This window comes from Paenibacillus radicis (ex Gao et al. 2016) (genome assembly GCF_014641555.1).
GTDB lineage: Bacteria > Bacillota > Bacilli > Paenibacillales > Paenibacillaceae > Pristimantibacillus > Pristimantibacillus radicis.
This window is the reverse complement of sequence record NZ_BMHY01000007.1, coordinates 43,996-59,916: the sequence shown is the minus strand read 5'-3', so window position 1 is coordinate 59,916 and position 15,921 is coordinate 43,996. Positions and strand designations below refer to the sequence as shown.

Genomic DNA, 15,921 nt, shown 5'->3' with positions numbered 1-15,921 from the left:
TTGATCGGCTCATCTTCAATCAATAGTTACATTTCGTATCATTTATACCCTTACTCTAAGATACAAAAAGTATCATGTCAATAGCGTCAGCCTAATTTTCACAAATGATATATACTAGGGTCTATTGAATTGGGCCTTCTATTGACGGCAAACGCCGTCCCTATCAACATGTGAATCTCATATACTATCCTAGTATGTAGTCCAACGAGATCACCCACACACCTCATCTTATATGCTATTGTTTCTGCGCCAGGTTGCGGTTACATAACGAATGAATGGAGGCGGTGATTTTCAGATGGCGGGAATTGATGATTTTGGCAACAATATCGTCCAGAAAGGCGCAGATCCGACCGGAAGCAAAGACAGCTCGGCAGCAATCGTGGCGGCAATGGGCGCAGGTTCAGATATCATTTTCATCCCAAAAGGGGTTTACGCCGTAAAAAAAAATATAACAATACCTGCTAACAAGCGGCTGTTATTCGCCAATAACGCTCGCTTAAAACCAGATAAAGGCATTGTACTAACGATTAACGGCTCGATCGATGCGGGAACTCATGACTGGATCTTCGACATTACAGCCGGAGGGTTATTTAACGGAGCAGCGCAAATTGATTACGTCTATCCTCACTGGTTTGGAGCTAAGGGTGATAAAACGACTGACGACACGGCAGCTATGCAAGCAGCCTTGCAATTTTGCAATTCATCTTATAAATTATTTCTCCCCCTTGGCGAATACCGTATTCGCCAAACCTTGATCAGCTACTCCCGGGGTATCGTATCCGCTACTGGCCCTTATGTGGACGGAGAACAGTATGGAGCGATATTGCAGTGGGATCCAATTGATACGAAAACCGATTTATTGCCTTGCTTAAAAATTCAAACGGCAGGAATTAGTGCGGTATTCGAAAATTTCACCGTCCATGGCATGATTCAGTACAACAGACGGTATTTAAGTAAATGGATCGATAAAAAACTGTTTGATCAGGATCTTTATGAAATGTTTGCCGTTGGCCCTGCAGCTATAGAAATAGCCGGAAATGCTACGCCTATATTCCGCAATGTAAGAACCCGCTTCGTAAAAGTCGGACAATTATTAAATAACAATACGGGCCACGTTACTTCGTATGATTGTAATTGGAGCGGCTTGATCGGCGTCTATTGCCGCCTAAACAATGGTGATTATTTCTACCAGGGCGGAAACATTTCAGGGGAGTTTTGCGGCATTCTGCTGGGGACACTGCTCGTTGCAGGCCACCGCGGAGGTATAGGGGTTCAAATCACTAGAGTGCATTTAGGATTTTCTCCCTACGGCATTTACCAATGCATTGACAGCGGCCTCAATGATTATAACAGCGTCAGTGATGTGAATGGTTTGAGCGGTATATTGATGTCTGCACAATTTGAGCAATGCGGGGAAGCTGCCATTCGGCTATTGCCTAAATCCATCTCATTTAACCTCAAGACATTTGGCTTTGGCTTCTCTTGGTCGAGACCCGATTACACGGATAATGAGAGCGATTGGCAGTACGCCCTGCCTGATGATTTGAAGCCGATTTCGGAAAAGCAGAAATATGCAGCCTGGTTCGGCGCTTTGCAAACAACCGCCGTCTTCGGCGATACGCTGAATAAATTGATGAAGTCTACAAATAAAGGCGCATTAGGCTCCGCCTATATTAACCGGATCTCCAATATTACCGGAATATTGGATCTAAGCGGATTATCTATAAACGATATCGTAGTCAAAGAAAAAATCGCACCGTTCTATACCTCTGACGATCTGAAGTCGCGAATGAAAGAGCGTGACACCCGTTCATTCGTTCCGATTGCCCCGGCTAACCTGCTGAAGAATCCGGAAGTATTGGACAATTGGAGAGTCGGCAATGGAGGAAAGCTAAGCATCGTCTCCGCTTCCGAGCTCCCCGTCCCTGTCACCGATGAAATGAAACGCATTATCGGAAATAATATCAAAATCATCAAGCTTACACCGGACGGCGTCAATGAGCCTAGTCTCCAAATCGACTTCAATGCCCCTTCACTTCCCCTCAATGTTGGCAGCAACCGGCCGCTTGCCATGCAATATTTTGTCCTGCCGACCACGCCAACAAGCTTTACCTACTATGCTTCAAGGGGAAGAATCGAGGGGGAAGGAACGAATATTTATGACGATGTCATCGGCACTGAGCAGCTAGGCTGGCTTCGTATGCTCGGACGCGAGCAAGGCATTCCAAGCGGACTTGCCAATCGGCTTTCCTTTTATGTTCTGTCCAAGACGAACCCCACTTACTTTGCGGGTGTCATGGTATCGTACGACCATGTGAGCTCCTACTCGCCGGTGCCTTACCTGTATGCGGATAAAAGTCTGGAGATCGGCGGTCCTGGCAACGGTCTGATTCTAACTGACGAAGCCAGCGGAATCCGGTATCAATTAATCGTCAGAAATGGCGTCCTCACTTTAGCAGCCCTCTAAGGCGCTATAATTCCGATCGCTCCGGGGATAGACCGCGCTTGCGCCGGTCTGCCCATCCCCGGGCGATTCGGCTGTGCGCATCCCTATAGAGCTCCACCATATCCGTTTTTCCCGGAAATGCCTCCGCCACAGTGAAGTGCGCAAACTTTCTCCGGTATTCAATAAAGAAGATCGCAATCCGGACCAGGCTGGAAATTAAGGTCACGGCAGCGGCTCCAACTAATTGCCAGCGAGTGAAAAAAACGGACATACAGGCCATCGTTGCAATCAATACGATTAGCTCGCTTTTCGTATTGATGAACGTCATTCCCGCACCGTTCAAAGCATTCCTCAGTACATTAGATAAACAATCGAATAATTTGGCAGGCAGCAAAATCAAAGCAGGAATAATCGCCGCTTCAAATTCATGGCCGTAAACGAATTCAATACCAAATGGCAATACGACAGTCATGCCCGCGACGGCGATTCCCACTAGAATAATTGCTTTTCTAATCAGCTCCACAACCCGGCTGTGTACCTTGTGCTTTTCTTCGGCCGTCAGCTTCGGCTGGGTCGTGATCGCAATCGTCGAGGTGATCGTGTTAACCGGCGATGTTGCGCTTTGTGCAACCGAATAATGTCCCAAAGCAACCGGCGGCAAGAAAAGAGACAGAACCATTTGCGTTAAGTTCTCGGATGTCAGGCTGGCTACACTGCCTCCATGCGACTTCGAGCCGTATTTGAAAGCAGACCACATCAGTCGCCAGTTAATCCTGTAGCTAACGTATTTCATATGGATGATCTTAACCACATTCATAACGAATAGAAGGGTCGAAATGATGAAGGAAGCATACAGCGCTGTTACACTCGACAGATAGCCTGTTGCATAAAGTCCAAGCATGGCAATTGCCGTCAGGCCTGGTACAGCCATACGAAGAACGTTCGAGTATCCAAACTTCTCCTCGCCCGCCAATGTACTAATAATAATCTCAGAGAAGGCCGCATAGAAAATGCCCAAGAAATAGATTTTTGCTGCGAGTACGACATCACTGCCTCCGTTTGCAGTCACCATCGGAACGATTACAACTTCCGCTATAAGCGTAGCAATTGAACAAAGAATGACCCCGTAGACAAGAAAGGTTGTAAAAATAACCTTCTTATCTCCATCATAGCTTTTTGAAAAATAGATGACGGATTGATAAAGTCCGAAATTGAATCCCCAGTACAGCAAATTGGACCACATCGTGATCGCAATATAGGTTCCTCTGCCTTCTGCGCCGAGTCCCCTAGCAAGCAAAACGCCTGTCAGGATTGTAATGCACATAATGGCGATTTGGCTTCCAAACGTCTGCAGCGTGTTCCTCATCCACTGTCCTTTTACCCCTTGCTGCTCCTTCATCCAAATACTCCTTTGCCTCTCGGGGCTGTAGTTACGCCTCTTTGTACATATCCGCGAGCAACCCTTCGAATCGGCCTACCATCTGCTGTGCTGAGAAGCTTTCCGCTGCTTTCAATTCGGCGCGTCTGCCAAGCGGCAAAGTCTCCGAGTTTTCTTCCAATGCCTGAAGGAGACATTCGTACAAACCTTCAATTGTGCCGTCATAAAGCAGTCCGTTCCAGTTATGATCGATAATTTCCGCAGGCCCGCCGCTGTTTGCCGCAATAACGATCCGGCCATTAGCCATGGCTTCGACAACTACAAGTCCAAAAGGCTCTTTGCTGGACGAATTAATAACGATGTCACTAGCCGACAAATAAGGCGCAATCTCCTTCTGATGCCCGGCAAAGATGACGCGATCCGCACAGCCCAGCCGCTCAGCCAATCCTGTCAATTCCTGTACGTAATCACTCTCTTCTCCGAACAACGCTCCGCCCACAATAAGCAAATAACATTGCTCATCCTGTATGCGGCTGAAAGCCTGAATCACATCATCAGGTCTTTTCCAGCGCTGAAGCCGGCCAATGAACGCAACAACTTTGGCAGACGACGGAATTTGATACTTGTCCCGAATGACTTCCCGGTCGGAAGGCGAGTAAGCAAAAAACTCCGTTTCGATACCCGGATGATTGACTCGCGTCTTCACTTGAGCGCCTATACCGTTCTGGGCATACGCAACAGAGTAGGAGGGGCAAAGAATGGCATTGGCCGGGATTCGATTGACAAGCCGGTCAAAGCGGGATGATGCTGACGGATAGCCGTGCTGCCACCACAACACGGGCTTTCGTGCAAGCCAAGCAGCGACACCTGCATATAAAAACGGCTTCGGCGACCAGCCAATGACGATATCAGCCCGGTAACGTTTCAACTGTTTAACGATTTGGAGTACCGTCTTGGCATAATAAAGCAAATTGCGTATTCGTCCCGCCTTAATCGTAACGACTTCAATGCCGATAGAGCGTATTTCTTCCACTAACGGTCCTTCCTGAAACAATACGGCCGTCACTTTAAACTTCTGTTTATCGATATGCCGGAGCGTTGTCAGCAGTACATTTTCCGCCCCGCCTTGCTCAGCTACATGATTGACGACGAGTACATGAATCATAACCGTTGCTCCTTCAGATTGGATTGCGTGAGCGCCATGGACACGAATAGCCAGAATAGAACGCCCTGATAGGCTTGGAGCCCCCCTCCAAAAAAGAAGGCGACTAAAATTTGAATAATCGTCGAAATCGCTAAAACTTTAATACTGTTGTTTTTTAGCGACAGCAAATGCTTAAACAATAAGTACATCCCGATAAAAAAGGCGACTCCCCCCAAGAGGCCGAAGGTAGCAAATACACCCAAATAGCCGTTGTCCAGACTGCCTAATCCAGCAAAGCCTGCTCCATCACCAAGAATCGTTCCCCGTCCGACACTCCCAAACCCTGCGCCAAGAGGATGACTCAGTATGATCGGCGTCGCGTGAAAAACAAGTCCAATCCGATCTTTAAAAGAAGTATCCTCGTCCATATTTTGAAAGGTTTGCAGTCTCGCCGTTACATTTTCTACACCCGGCAATTTACTCATAACAAAGAATAGACATGCACCAATGACAAGGATGGATAAAATCTTCGATACTTTTTTCCCTTTGTCCATAAAAGCGATGTAGCCCACCAATCCAAACACGAGCGTCACCCAAGCCGAGCGGACGAGTGTAATCGAAAAGGCAGATGCAACCAGCATGATGCCCAGCCAGCCCCATTTTCCCCGCCATTCCTTGTTGACGAACATGATGACCAGCATCGTACCTAGAAATACAGCTACAGGGCCTTGCGAGGTCATCGTCGAGAACATCCGGAATTCTTTGGGAGCAGGGTGACCGATAGAGGTCATATGCGCATTTTTCATCCAAAACAAATCCCATGCCGGAAGAGTCAAATACTGAATCCATCCGTAAATGGAAATAAGCAAAGCAAATGTAACGCATAATTGAATAATTTTATTGAGCTCGGCGGAAGTAAACGGTCTTAAAAAAAAGTAAGGCACAATTAAAGCGGGGGCGAGATATCCCATCATATCGTAGATGCCAGCCGTTTTATTCAAAATCAAGCCTACAAATGCAGCATATACGTAAGCGGCCACAATAAAAGAATAAAACTTATTTGTCTTGAATTCCTCAGCAAAGCTGCGGTTCTCCCTGTTCTTCATGATGCTGAATACGAGGGAAAACGTCACGATATGCGGCAGGATAAGCATTAACGATAATTGCGTATATTCACCCTGCGCCCAGTCTATAAGCCTTCGGAGCTCCGCAGAAAAAACCCAGCAGCCCACGATATAGGGGATGAGTGCAGCATGATCCCGAAGCGACAACACCGCCGCTGGAATAAAGACAGCAATCAGAATGCCGATCTGGAGCATAAACATGGGATTGCTCTGCGTAAACAAGCCAATAATGGCGGCAAGCAGCACAGTAGCGCCAAACAAAACGAGGTGATTTCGCCATTGTATCAAATGAATCCGCAATGAAATTCAACTCCTATTGAAACGATTGCCTTAGGTCGGTAGTGGGTGTGACAAAATCATTCAGCCTCACATGCCGTAATAGCCGACATTCAAATTGTCATCGCGGTTTAGTTGATTTAAGACGGTGCCCACAATGCGGGCTTGAACATGCTCCAGCCGCTCTTTCGCCTTAAGAACGAGCGCTTTCTTCACGACGGATGCCTGAACGACCAGGATCACGCCATCGCATAATACGCTGGCAAGCAGGCCGTCCGTAACAGCAAGGATAGGAGGCGTATCGACCAGAATAATATCGTAGTCCCGCCTTAGTTCCTCCATCAATTGACTCATTTTTTGCGAGCTTAACATTTCTGCCGGATGAGGCGGTGTCGGGCCAGCCGTAATGAGCGACAGGTTTGGAACTTGGGTTTGGATCACAACGTCCTGGGTGGTCAATTGTCCAGTTAATAGACTTGTTAAACCTTTATGGTTCGTCTGAGAGAAGAAATAGTGGAGGGAAGGCTTGCGCAAATCCATATCGATCAGCAGAACCCGCTTCCCCTCCTGCGCATACGCGGCGGCCAAGTTGCTGATAACCGTCGTCTTCCCTTCTCCCGCTTGCGCAGAGGCAACCATTAACACTTGAAACTGAGTATCCACGGAAGAAAATTGAATGTTCGTGCGAAGGACGCGATAACTCTCGGCGAACGGCGACATCGGGTTGGCCGAGACGATTAAATGGGAGTCATTGATTGAGCGTGGCATAGTTCTCACCTACTTCTCTTTTCTTGGCTAATGCAGCTTTTTTGCGGCCCGTTCTCATATCTTTCCGTTTCGTCTTGCTAAGCGAGGCTAGAACCGGAATACCCAGCAGCTCCTTTAATTCCTCTTCCGACTTAAAGGTATCGTTCAAGTAATCCAGAAAAATAATGAAGGACATACAGAGCATGATCGAAATAACAAAGGCAATCAGTAAAGACATAACCAAGTTGTTGTTAATGGGAGAGAGGCTGTTGGCATCCGCAGGCTTCGCTTCATTCAGAATGGTAATGTTATTGACATTCATAATGGTCGGAATTTGATCCTTAAACACTTTGACGACCGCATTCACGACTTCCATCGCATGCTGATACGATTCGTCCTGGTACACGATGCTCATTACCTGAGAATTCGTGCTGGAAAATACGGACAGCTCTCTCGCCATGTGACTGGCAGATTCCCCGAGTCCTGGATTAAGCTCGACAACCTTATCCAAAATCGCCGAAGACAGCATAATTTCTTTGTAGGAACCCATCAGCATTAAATCGAATTGCAGTGATCCTACGTTGGGCATGAGGTTCGAATTAACTTGATTTACGATCAGCTTGGCTCTTGCCTCATAGATTGGCGTCGTGAAATAGTAGCTCTTAACGGCAACTGCTGCGCATGCTACGATAACAAATAAAGCCAAGAGCCACCATTTCTTTTTGACCAAACTTAAATAACGATTTAAATCCACAATCGCACCCCCGCGAAGCTTCGGATAGTTAAATAGATACAATTTGTAACATTCGCTACAACTCTACTTTATGATACAATTAGTAGCATGTCAATACATAACTCTAACAATTTATCCTAAAGCTTTTCTACTATTTGTTAATGGCATGTTCCGCTACTTCGTCCCACGTCCGGTACAGCTCCATCACCTGATTGTTATCCGCTTCCCGTCCAGTCTGGATAACGATGATCTCCAGCTCCGTTATCGCCCGGATGCTATGCAGCGATTGCATCGGAATGTGCAGGGTGCTTCCCGCTTTGACGGACATGAATCGTCCGTTCAGCACAAATTCACCTGTTCCCCTTATGATGGTCCAGCTCTCTTCCCGATGAACATTCAATTGATAGCCGAAGCTTCTATGCTGCCGGATTAAAGCACGCTTGGTGACGACGCAGCTGCCATCCTCGTATTTCTGGTAATCCAGCACACGGGAGTATCCCCATTGCCGCTCCTCGAACATCGGCTCCTGGTCGTAATCGATGAAATCCTTCACGCGTGGACTAGCTTGTTTATCCGTTACCAGAATGCCGTCTGGACTAACCGCAACAACTACATTGGACACCCCAATAATGGATACCGGCATATCGGTTTCATTAATCAGATGCGTATTGACGCAATCCGAGCTTACCTTCCCCCTGCCAAGCTGGCTGCTGTTCATTTCTTCCGTCAACGTATTCCAAGTCCCAAGGTCCTTCCAATAACCGTCGTACGGAATAACGACGATGTTATCCATACGCTCGATAACCTCGTAATCAAAGCTTATTTTGGGCAGAAGATGGTATTGCTTGGCAAGCTCCTCATATTGAATGGGGCAGCCCCTGCGTTCCAATAAATCGATTACGTAACCGATCCGGAATGCAAATACGCCGGAATTCCACAAAGCATTTTGCTTCATAAGCGCTTTAGCCTTTTCTTCATCCGGCTTTTCAACAAAACGTTCTACGGTGCGATAAGAGCGTGGGATGGAGTCGTCCAGCTTAGAGGAAGGTACAATATAACCGTATTTGGAGGAAGGATACGTGGGCTCGATCCCGATGAGCGCCATCTCCGCCTGGGATGTTTGGAGTGTAGACTCCAACTCCTTGACCGTGTCGAAAAACCGGGTTTCGACATAGGGATCGACAGGCAAAACAATCGCTACCTCATCCAGGCTTGCGCCTTGCTGCGAGTACAAATAAACAGCGGACAGCGCAATGGCCGCGAACGTATCTCTGCGCTCCGGCTCAATAATAAGCGGCACCTGCTCGCCTAGCTGACTATGCATCATTTCAACCTGCGATTGGCTGGTTGCGATTAGGCTGGATTCAGCCAATCCGCTTTGCTCCAATTGCCCCCACACCCGCTGCACCATCGACACCCTGATCCCCTCTTCATCCTCCAGCACCTTCAAAAACTGCTTCGATCTGGCGTCATTGGAAAGAGGCCAGAGACGCTTGCCCGATCCGCCGGACAACAACACTAGCTTCATATCCGATTCTCCCCCTCTTAATAGGCGTCACTAGAGCCGAACATCACTCTGACGGTCAATAAAATAAGCTTCAAGTCCAATAGAAGGCTGCGCCGTTCGATATAGTGCAAATCAAGCTCCACCATTTCCCGGAAGCTTAATGCGTTTCGTCCGCTAACCTGCCAAAGCCCGGTACAGCCAGGCGTTACCTTCAGCCTGAGCCTGTCGTAGCTGCTGTATTCCTGAACCTCCCGAGGCAAAGCTGGACGGGGTCCGACGAGCGACATATCGCCGCGAATCACATTCCACAGCTGCGGCAGCTCATCGATGCTGGTCTTCCGAATCCATTTGCCTACCTTCGTTATACGGGGGTCATTCTTCATTTTGAACATGGCGCCTTCGATTTCATTTCGTTCCAGAAGGTGATCCAGCTGCTTCTCTGCATCGGACACCATGGAGCGAAATTTGTACATATTAAACTGGCGCTCATGCTTGCCGACCCGCTTTTGGTAAAAAAAAACGGACCCTTTAGGATCCTCTATTTTTATACTGAAAACGACCAGCAGCAAAATCGGCGACAACAGAATGAGGCCGACGGAGGCGCCTAGCAGATCCACTGCACGTTTGACCATGAGATAGAGCCTTAAAGAAAGATTCCGTTCATAGCCGGTGTATAAAGTTCCGGTTTCAAAAACTGCCTCGATGTCATTCCGCTGGGGAGATGTTGGAGCCATCGCTTTCACCTGTCCTTTTACTTATTCGAATATTCCTGCTTCATCATTTGCTCCATAACGGCCAGCAGCGGTATTCTCAATTCTTCATTGCGAAGGGCAAAATCTAGTGTCGTTGTAATAAATCCGAGCTTCTCTCCCACGTCATAGCGAATGCCTTCGAAGTTGTAGGCATATACGCCTTCGGCAGCGTTCAGCTTCTGAATTGCATCTGTCAGTTGTATTTCACCGCCGGCCCCCTCTTCCTGATGAGCCAGAAATTCGAAGATTTCAGGGGTCAAAATATAGCGGCCCATAATTGCGAGATTGGAAGGTGCAAATCCGGCAGCCGGTTTTTCGACAAAACGGTTTACTTCATAAAGCCGGCCGTAGCATGCAAGGGGATCAACAATCCCGTAACGATGTGTCTCCTCGGGCTGTACCGTCTGCACGCCGATTACCGATCGCTGAGTCTCTTCATATTGCTGAATCAACTGCCTGACGCAAGGAACTTCGGAGCGAACGATATCATCTCCAAGCAAAACGGCAAACGGTTCATTACCGATGAAATTTCGTGCGCACCAGACGGCATGGCCAAGACCTTTCGCTTCTTTTTGCCTTATGTAGTGGATATCAACGTTAGAAGATCTGCGAACCTCATCGAGCAAATCAAATTTGCCTTTGCTGAATAAATTATTTTCCAGTTCAAACGAGTGGTCGAAGTGGTCCTCGATTGCCCGTTTTCCTTTGCCAGTTACGATGATGATGTCCTCGATACCAGAAGCTACCGCTTCCTCCACGATGTACTGAATGGTCGGCTTGTCGACAATCGGAAGCATCTCCTTGGGCATAGCTTTCGTGGCCGGTAAAAAACGTGTACCAAGCCCGGCAGCAGGTATAATTGCCTTTTTTACTTTTTTCATCGTTTCCATCACCCTATCCCTATTTGTTTATCTATCTTTTTCAAAAAGTAGATCCGTTAAAATATGATACAAATTGTATCTTTAATACTCCTTACTTTAAGATACATTTTGTATCATGTCAATCCCTATTTCACCCTTTTCGTTAAACGCAAACACCCCCGCACGCGGATATTTACCGCTGTACGGGGGTGTTTTAAAGCTGCAATCCGATTAATGGAAGAAGAGGCCGATTTCCCGATCCGCGTTCTCCGGGGAATCCGAGCCATGAACGATATTGCTCTCGACGCTTAACGCGAAATCACCGCGGATGGTGCCGGGCTCAGCGTCGGCAGGATTCGTCTTCCCGATCAGCGAACGGGCGTTTTTCACCGCGCCGTCTCCTTCCCATACCATGGCAAAAGACGGACCGGAGGTAATAAACGAGACGAGATCACCGAAGAATGGCCGCGCGGCATGCTCGGCATAATGAGTTTCGGCCAGCGATTGATCAATGCTAATCAGCTTCGCCTGCGCAAGATGGAAGCCTTTGCTTTCAAATCGCGATACGATGTTTCCGACTAATCCGCGTTTGACACCGTCCGGCTTCACTAATATAAATGTACGTTCCATTCCATTCTCTCCTTCTCTAGCTTCATTAGTTGCTTCGCAACTTATTACCCGAAGTCTTTGCCCTTATATGAGATGGCAGAGCCGGGTGTTGCGCTCAATTGCCCTCACTCATACGTATTGCCAACTTCCCGCATTCCTAATCCCATTCCTGGTCAAAAATTGACATAAAACGACTAATACCAGTCGTTCCGTATCTCCGTTTGCCGATAGAGCATCTCAATAATAAGGCCCGCTGTTTCCTCAATCGCACGATTCGTAACATCAATAACTGGACATTGGAATGATTCCATAATCTTCTCGGCATAGCGAAGCTCCTCGACGATCCTTGCCTCCGAAGCATAAGGCGCTGTCGGCGGAAGGCCTAACGTCTTGAGACGCTCCGTCCGAATGCTAAGCAAATGCTCGGGCTGCATCGTCAGTCCGATAATAAGTCTGCCAGGTGCGGCTGCCAGCTCTGCCGGCAGCGTTACCTCCGGCATAAGCGGCAGGTTGGCCGTCTTTATCCCTTTGTGGGAAAGAAAGACGCTCAGCGGCGTCTTCGAGGTCCGTGAGACGCCGATCAGGACGACTTCTGCCTGCATAAAGCCTCTGGCATCCTTGCCGTCATCATATTTGACGGCAAACTCGATCGCTTCTATCCGCCGATGATAGTCTTCATCGATGGAATGCAGCAGACCCGGCTTGCGGTTCGGAGAACTGCCGAACGTATCTACATAAGCTTCCAGCATGGGTCCCATTACGTCGACTGCCCTCACACCCCAGCGGAACGCCTCCTCTTTCATCAGCGCCCGAAGCTTGGGCTGGACAAGCGTATAACTGATAAATCCGCCTGTACTGGCTGCCTCTGACACGACCTGAATCACTTCATCTTCGCTTTTCATATGGCCGTAACGCTTAATTTTCACTTCCTCTGATGCGAACTGACGCAATGTCGCTTTGGCAACCGCTTCCCCCGTCTCCCCGACGGCATCCGAGCAAACATAGATGATCATTTCATTCATAAGTCCGTCCCCCAACCGACATCAGTCGAATCATGTTCGTATGAAAACCCCGGCAAAGCGATCGCTTTGCCGGGGCCTTCTGTTTATGCAGGAGAGCCTATTCGTTCGTCAGCTCCAGAAACAGCTTGATATCTTCGTTCGTCAAAGCAACCGCGTCGCGCCAGAAGCCTTCTTCATCCAACTTTACACCAAGATGCTTCTGCGCCAGTTCCTCTACCGTCATGGATCCCGTGTCGCGCAGCAGCTGTACGTAACGCTCAGCGAACGCAGGTCCTTCCTGCTGGGCACGGGCATAGATGCCGGCGCTGAACAGGTAGCCGAATGTATACGGGAAGTTGTAGAACGGTACGTCGGTTAAATAGAAGTGGAGCTTCGAAGCCCAGAAATGCGGGTGAACTTCACCCAGCGTGCCGCTGAAGGCTTCCCGCTGCGCAGCCTCCATCAGCTCGCTCAGCTCTGCTGCCGTCACCATGCCCTGTCTGCGCTTCTCGAAAAACCGGGTTTCGAATAAGAACCGGGCGTGAATGTTCATATAGAAAGCAACGGAGTTTTGAATTTTATTTTCCAGAAGACCAATCTTCTCTTCCTTGTCGGTCGCAGCCTTCATCGCAGAATCCGATACGATCAGCTCTGCAAAGGTGGAAGCCGTCTCTGCAACGTTCATCGCATATTCCTGCGAGAATGCCGGCAGATCATTCATCACATGCTGATGGTAAGCATGTCCCAGCTCATGCGCCAGCGTCGATACATTGTCCGGAGTGCCGGCATAGGTCATGAAAATACGCGTCTGGCCGTCCTTAGGAAAGGCTGTACAGAAGCCGCCGGGTCTTTTGCCTGCCCGGTCTTCCGCTTCGACCCAGCCTTGCTTGAGGGCCATTTCTGTAAATTCAGCCAGATCCGGACTAAATTTATGAAATTGCTCCTTAATGAACTGTGCGCCCTCATCGTAGCTGATCGTTTTGGCCGAAGAACCAAGCGGTGCGCTAACGTCATGCCAGTCCAGCTTCTCTACGCCAAGCAGCTTTGCTTTCCGCTCCAAGTAGCGAACAAGCTCAGGCTTGCCCGCTTCGATGGCAGACCACATCGCATCCAGCGTCGCTTCGCTCATCCGGTTAATCTGCAGCGGCTCCTTCAATACAGACTGCCAGCCCCGCTTGTCATAAAGCTTGAGGCGGAAGCCTGCAATGCGATTAAGCGTATCGGCACAGAGGTCAGCCAGTTCACCCCATACCCGTTCCCATTCGGCGAAAGCCGCCTGACGAACGCTGCGATCACCATCGGAAAGCCGATTGAACATTTGACCGGCCGAGAGCGTCTTCTGCTCCCCGTCCGCTCCCGTAGCATTGAACTTTGCGCCGGATACGATCAGATTGTATAGATCTCCCCAGCCGTGATAGCCATCCACCGCCAAATCGCCGGCCAGCGCTTCCAGCTCCGGAGCCAGCTTTTCACGCGCCTGCTCGCGCCGTTCATTCAAATTGAAGGCAACCTGCTTGATTTCGCTAGAAGCATTATGTAACCAGCTTCTCCATTCGGTGTCATCGATTTGACGAAGTCCGTTATCATAACGGGTTAAGGCGCCGAGGAATTTAGCCATTGCCGTTTTCACACGGTCATTGAGTCCGCTTGCTGCCTTGTCCTTCATATCTTGTGCCATCAAGCAGGCAACGAATGAATCAGACTGCCGCAGTCGCAGCAAAATCGATTGCACGAGCTCCGTCGTTGCGGCAAGCTGTTCCAGCGGATCAGTGGAAGAAGCCTCCAGCCTCTGGTCCAATTGAGCGATATCATCCTCAATTCCTTTCAATTCCGCGGCAAAGCTTGCCGAGCCCGAGCCACCGTTATAAAAAATGTCCAAGTCCCATGTCAGCGGATATTCAGCCATTTATACATTCTCCTTTCACTTCATTTCATCTTCCAATCCGTATGAAGCGTTGTTTGGTGTCTATTAATTGTTCATTATACGCTATGCGAAACGCAAAAACACCGCCCTAGTGATCCGCGTTTTATTTGCGCAATCTCTATCAGCGGTGTATAACTTAATTATATCCTGATTGATGGAGGTATTCCACCATGTCTAAACCATTACAAATTTCGCCGGACACCGCAATCAAGCTTTCGAAGCAGCTTGGTGTGCCGATTGAGCATTTGATGCATATGCCCCGTCATATTTTGCTGCAAAAGCTGGCCGAGTTGGCCAAAGCGGAAGCAGAAGCCGGCAGTGCTGCCGGACAAGCCGATAAAACGGAAGATTCATCCTTATGATCCCATTCGAACGCAGCTGGCCCTATGACATCGTTATGAACGATGTTTACGTGCCTAGTTGCCCATTTTGCGGTGCAGACAATGTGCTCATCCCGCTTCGAGTCAAAGAAATTGCCGACATTCAGCATGGCAAGAAAAAACTGCTCGTCTTCCCATGCTGTCATAATAAAGCAACGATCGTCGATATGGATAACGATTATTTGCTGGCAGATCAAGCTTTGCGCACAATAAGAAGTTAAACCGGCTGGCTCTTGGAACGATGCTCTTTATTATCAGTCAGGCCGTCGACGGACATTTGTTCGGCGTCGGCCATTTCTTCGCGCAGCTGCTGCCATTGCTCCCGGCTGGCCCGGATCATCGCAGCATCCATAATACGCTTATCATTTACGATGCGGGAAAACCACCTGACCGCCTCGCTCGATTCCCCGACTCGCTTGTTAAGCTCCCCGATTATATACATAAGTCTCGCATTATTTAACTGCTCGCCCTCTTCTTCGTATACTTTAATATACGATTGCAGAGCAAATCGCAGGAAACGCTGCTCGTCCTGAGCCTTCCCCTGATACCGGTACAGCCATGCTATATGATGAAGAATTCCCGCTATGACGCGTTCTTTTTCCCCGACAGATTGTCCGGTCAGCAAAGCCAGCTTATAACATGCCAGAGCTTGATCCAGATCACGCTCTCCTCCAAAATCCCTTACCGACCAGCGCACGCCAACTTGCTCGTAGTATTGCTTCTTTTGCCGATCGCTCAATTGACTTACCCCGTTCTCCGTCGAAGCAAATCCGCAGCTTGGGCACACGCGAACAACATAAAAGTCCGGATTAATACCGTTTTTATAATAACCGCAAAAATCGGTGTCTGTTGTGACTGCCTTTTTGAAACTTGGCCTCACCCTCGAGGTCGGATAGCTGCTTTCGCAGCAAATGCATTGAAAGTTTGTCTGATAGAGTGGATCCAAATGGTTCACATCTCCTATTCTGTATGTGCATATATACTTATCTATCGACAAAACCAGCGCAATTGTGTAGGTATTTTGGAGTATAAAAGAAAGT

At 48.6% G+C, this 15,921-nt stretch carries 15 protein-coding genes; 3 read left to right on the top strand and 12 right to left on the bottom strand.

What is annotated here, in order from left to right; translation table 11 throughout:
• Positions 1 to 295: 295 nt before the first annotated feature.
• Positions 296 to 2,467 carry a glycosyl hydrolase family 28-related protein gene (locus IEX98_RS18070; RefSeq protein WP_188890601.1) on the top strand — a complete coding sequence of 724 codons (2,172 nt, stop codon included), beginning with the start codon at positions 296 to 298 and terminating at the stop codon, positions 2,465 to 2,467.
• Positions 2,468 to 2,471: 4 nt separating this feature from the next.
• Here the strand turns inward: IEX98_RS18070 and IEX98_RS18065 are convergent, their stop codons facing one another.
• From IEX98_RS18065 to IEX98_RS18015, 11 genes are all read right to left on the bottom strand, one after another.
• Positions 2,472 to 3,845, bottom strand: a complete 1,374-nt coding sequence (locus IEX98_RS18065; RefSeq protein ID WP_188890600.1) for a lipopolysaccharide biosynthesis protein — start codon at positions 3,843 to 3,845, stop codon at positions 2,472 to 2,474.
• A 31-nt stretch (positions 3,846 to 3,876) separates the two neighbouring features.
• Positions 3,877 to 4,989 carry a glycosyltransferase family 4 protein gene (locus tag IEX98_RS18060; RefSeq protein ID WP_188890599.1) on the bottom strand — a complete coding sequence of 371 codons (1,113 nt, stop codon included), beginning with the start codon at positions 4,987 to 4,989 and terminating at the stop codon, positions 3,877 to 3,879.
• Positions 4,986 to 6,392: an O-antigen ligase family protein gene (locus IEX98_RS18055; RefSeq protein ID WP_188890598.1), complete on the bottom strand. Its 1,407-nt coding sequence runs from the start codon at positions 6,390 to 6,392 to the stop codon at positions 4,986 to 4,988. Before IEX98_RS18055 ends, IEX98_RS18060 begins: the two co-directional genes overlap by 4 nt.
• Positions 6,393 to 6,458: 66 nt before the next feature.
• Positions 6,459 to 7,136 (bottom strand): CpsD/CapB family tyrosine-protein kinase, encoded by a 678-nt coding sequence (locus IEX98_RS18050; RefSeq protein ID WP_188890597.1) that lies wholly within the window; start codon positions 7,134 to 7,136, stop codon positions 6,459 to 6,461.
• Positions 7,117 to 7,869 (bottom strand): YveK family protein, encoded by a 753-nt coding sequence (locus IEX98_RS18045; protein WP_188890596.1) that lies wholly within the window; start codon positions 7,867 to 7,869, stop codon positions 7,117 to 7,119. The genes IEX98_RS18050 and IEX98_RS18045 overlap by 20 nt, the downstream gene beginning before the upstream one ends.
• 130 nt (positions 7,870 to 7,999) lie before the next feature.
• On the bottom strand, positions 8,000 to 9,376 hold the full coding sequence (locus IEX98_RS18040) for a sugar phosphate nucleotidyltransferase (protein ID WP_188890595.1): 1,377 nt from the start codon (positions 9,374 to 9,376) through the stop codon (positions 8,000 to 8,002).
• Positions 9,377 to 9,393: 17 nt separating this feature from the next.
• Positions 9,394 to 10,089 (bottom strand): sugar transferase, encoded by a 696-nt coding sequence (locus IEX98_RS18035; RefSeq protein WP_188890594.1) that lies wholly within the window; start codon positions 10,087 to 10,089, stop codon positions 9,394 to 9,396.
• 17 nt (positions 10,090 to 10,106) lie between these two features.
• Complete coding sequence (gene galU / locus IEX98_RS18030; protein WP_188890593.1) at positions 10,107 to 10,988, bottom strand: UTP--glucose-1-phosphate uridylyltransferase GalU; 882 nt, start codon at positions 10,986 to 10,988, stop codon at positions 10,107 to 10,109.
• A 210-nt stretch (positions 10,989 to 11,198) separates the two neighbouring features.
• Positions 11,199 to 11,597, bottom strand: coding sequence for a nucleoside-diphosphate kinase (gene ndk / locus IEX98_RS18025; protein WP_042164375.1), 399 nt, complete (start codon positions 11,595 to 11,597; stop codon positions 11,199 to 11,201).
• A gap of 173 nt (positions 11,598 to 11,770) precedes the next feature.
• Positions 11,771 to 12,598 carry a pyruvate, water dikinase regulatory protein gene (locus IEX98_RS18020; RefSeq protein WP_188890592.1) on the bottom strand — a complete coding sequence of 276 codons (828 nt, stop codon included), beginning with the start codon at positions 12,596 to 12,598 and terminating at the stop codon, positions 11,771 to 11,773.
• Between the two features lie 97 nt (positions 12,599 to 12,695).
• A complete protein-coding gene (locus tag IEX98_RS18015; protein WP_188890591.1) occupies positions 12,696 to 14,483 on the bottom strand; it encodes a M3 family oligoendopeptidase in 1,788 nt (595 codons plus the stop codon).
• Positions 14,484 to 14,671: 188 nt separating this feature from the next.
• Between IEX98_RS18015 and IEX98_RS18010 the strand changes: the two genes are divergently transcribed.
• Together IEX98_RS18010 and IEX98_RS18005 are read left to right on the top strand one after the other, a co-directional pair.
• On the top strand, positions 14,672 to 14,863 hold the full coding sequence (locus tag IEX98_RS18010; RefSeq protein ID WP_188890590.1) for a YycC family protein: 192 nt from the start codon (positions 14,672 to 14,674) through the stop codon (positions 14,861 to 14,863).
• The gene (locus tag IEX98_RS18005) at positions 14,860 to 15,102 is read left to right on the top strand and encodes a hypothetical protein (RefSeq protein WP_188890589.1); all 243 of its coding nucleotides are present in this window, start codon (positions 14,860 to 14,862) and stop codon (positions 15,100 to 15,102) included. Before IEX98_RS18010 ends, IEX98_RS18005 begins: the two co-directional genes overlap by 4 nt.
• Here the strand turns inward: IEX98_RS18005 and IEX98_RS18000 are convergent.
• Complete coding sequence (locus tag IEX98_RS18000) at positions 15,099 to 15,827, bottom strand: DUF2225 domain-containing protein (RefSeq protein WP_188890588.1); 729 nt, start codon at positions 15,825 to 15,827, stop codon at positions 15,099 to 15,101. The two genes, IEX98_RS18005 and IEX98_RS18000, sit on opposite strands and share 4 nt — an antisense overlap.
• Positions 15,828 to 15,921: the final 94 nt, after the last annotated feature.

Bases quoted from the DNA above. Each gene is read 5' to 3' on its own strand.
- galU (WP_188890593.1), bottom strand. From the start codon at position 10,988: ATGAAAAAAGTAAAAAAGGCAATTATACCTGCTGCCGGGCTTGGTACA.
- IEX98_RS18065 (WP_188890600.1), bottom strand. From the start codon at position 3,845: ATGAAGGAGCAGCAAGGGGTAAAAGGACAGTGGATGAGGAACACGCTG.
- IEX98_RS18035 (WP_188890594.1), bottom strand. From the start codon at position 10,089: ATGGCTCCAACATCTCCCCAGCGGAATGACATCGAGGCAGTTTTTGAA.
- IEX98_RS18020 (WP_188890592.1), bottom strand. From the start codon at position 12,598: ATGAATGAAATGATCATCTATGTTTGCTCGGATGCCGTCGGGGAGACG.
- IEX98_RS18050 (WP_188890597.1), bottom strand. From the start codon at position 7,136: ATGCCACGCTCAATCAATGACTCCCATTTAATCGTCTCGGCCAACCCG.
- IEX98_RS18005 (WP_188890589.1), top strand. From the start codon at position 14,860: ATGATCCCATTCGAACGCAGCTGGCCCTATGACATCGTTATGAACGAT.
- ndk (WP_042164375.1), bottom strand. From the start codon at position 11,597: ATGGAACGTACATTTATATTAGTGAAGCCGGACGGTGTCAAACGCGGA.
- IEX98_RS18070 (WP_188890601.1), top strand. From the start codon at position 296: ATGGCGGGAATTGATGATTTTGGCAACAATATCGTCCAGAAAGGCGCA.
- IEX98_RS18010 (WP_188890590.1), top strand. From the start codon at position 14,672: ATGTCTAAACCATTACAAATTTCGCCGGACACCGCAATCAAGCTTTCG.
- IEX98_RS18015 (WP_188890591.1), bottom strand. From the start codon at position 14,483: ATGGCTGAATATCCGCTGACATGGGACTTGGACATTTTTTATAACGGT.
- IEX98_RS18040 (WP_188890595.1), bottom strand. From the start codon at position 9,376: ATGAAGCTAGTGTTGTTGTCCGGCGGATCGGGCAAGCGTCTCTGGCCT.
- IEX98_RS18060 (WP_188890599.1), bottom strand. From the start codon at position 4,989: ATGATTCATGTACTCGTCGTCAATCATGTAGCTGAGCAAGGCGGGGCG.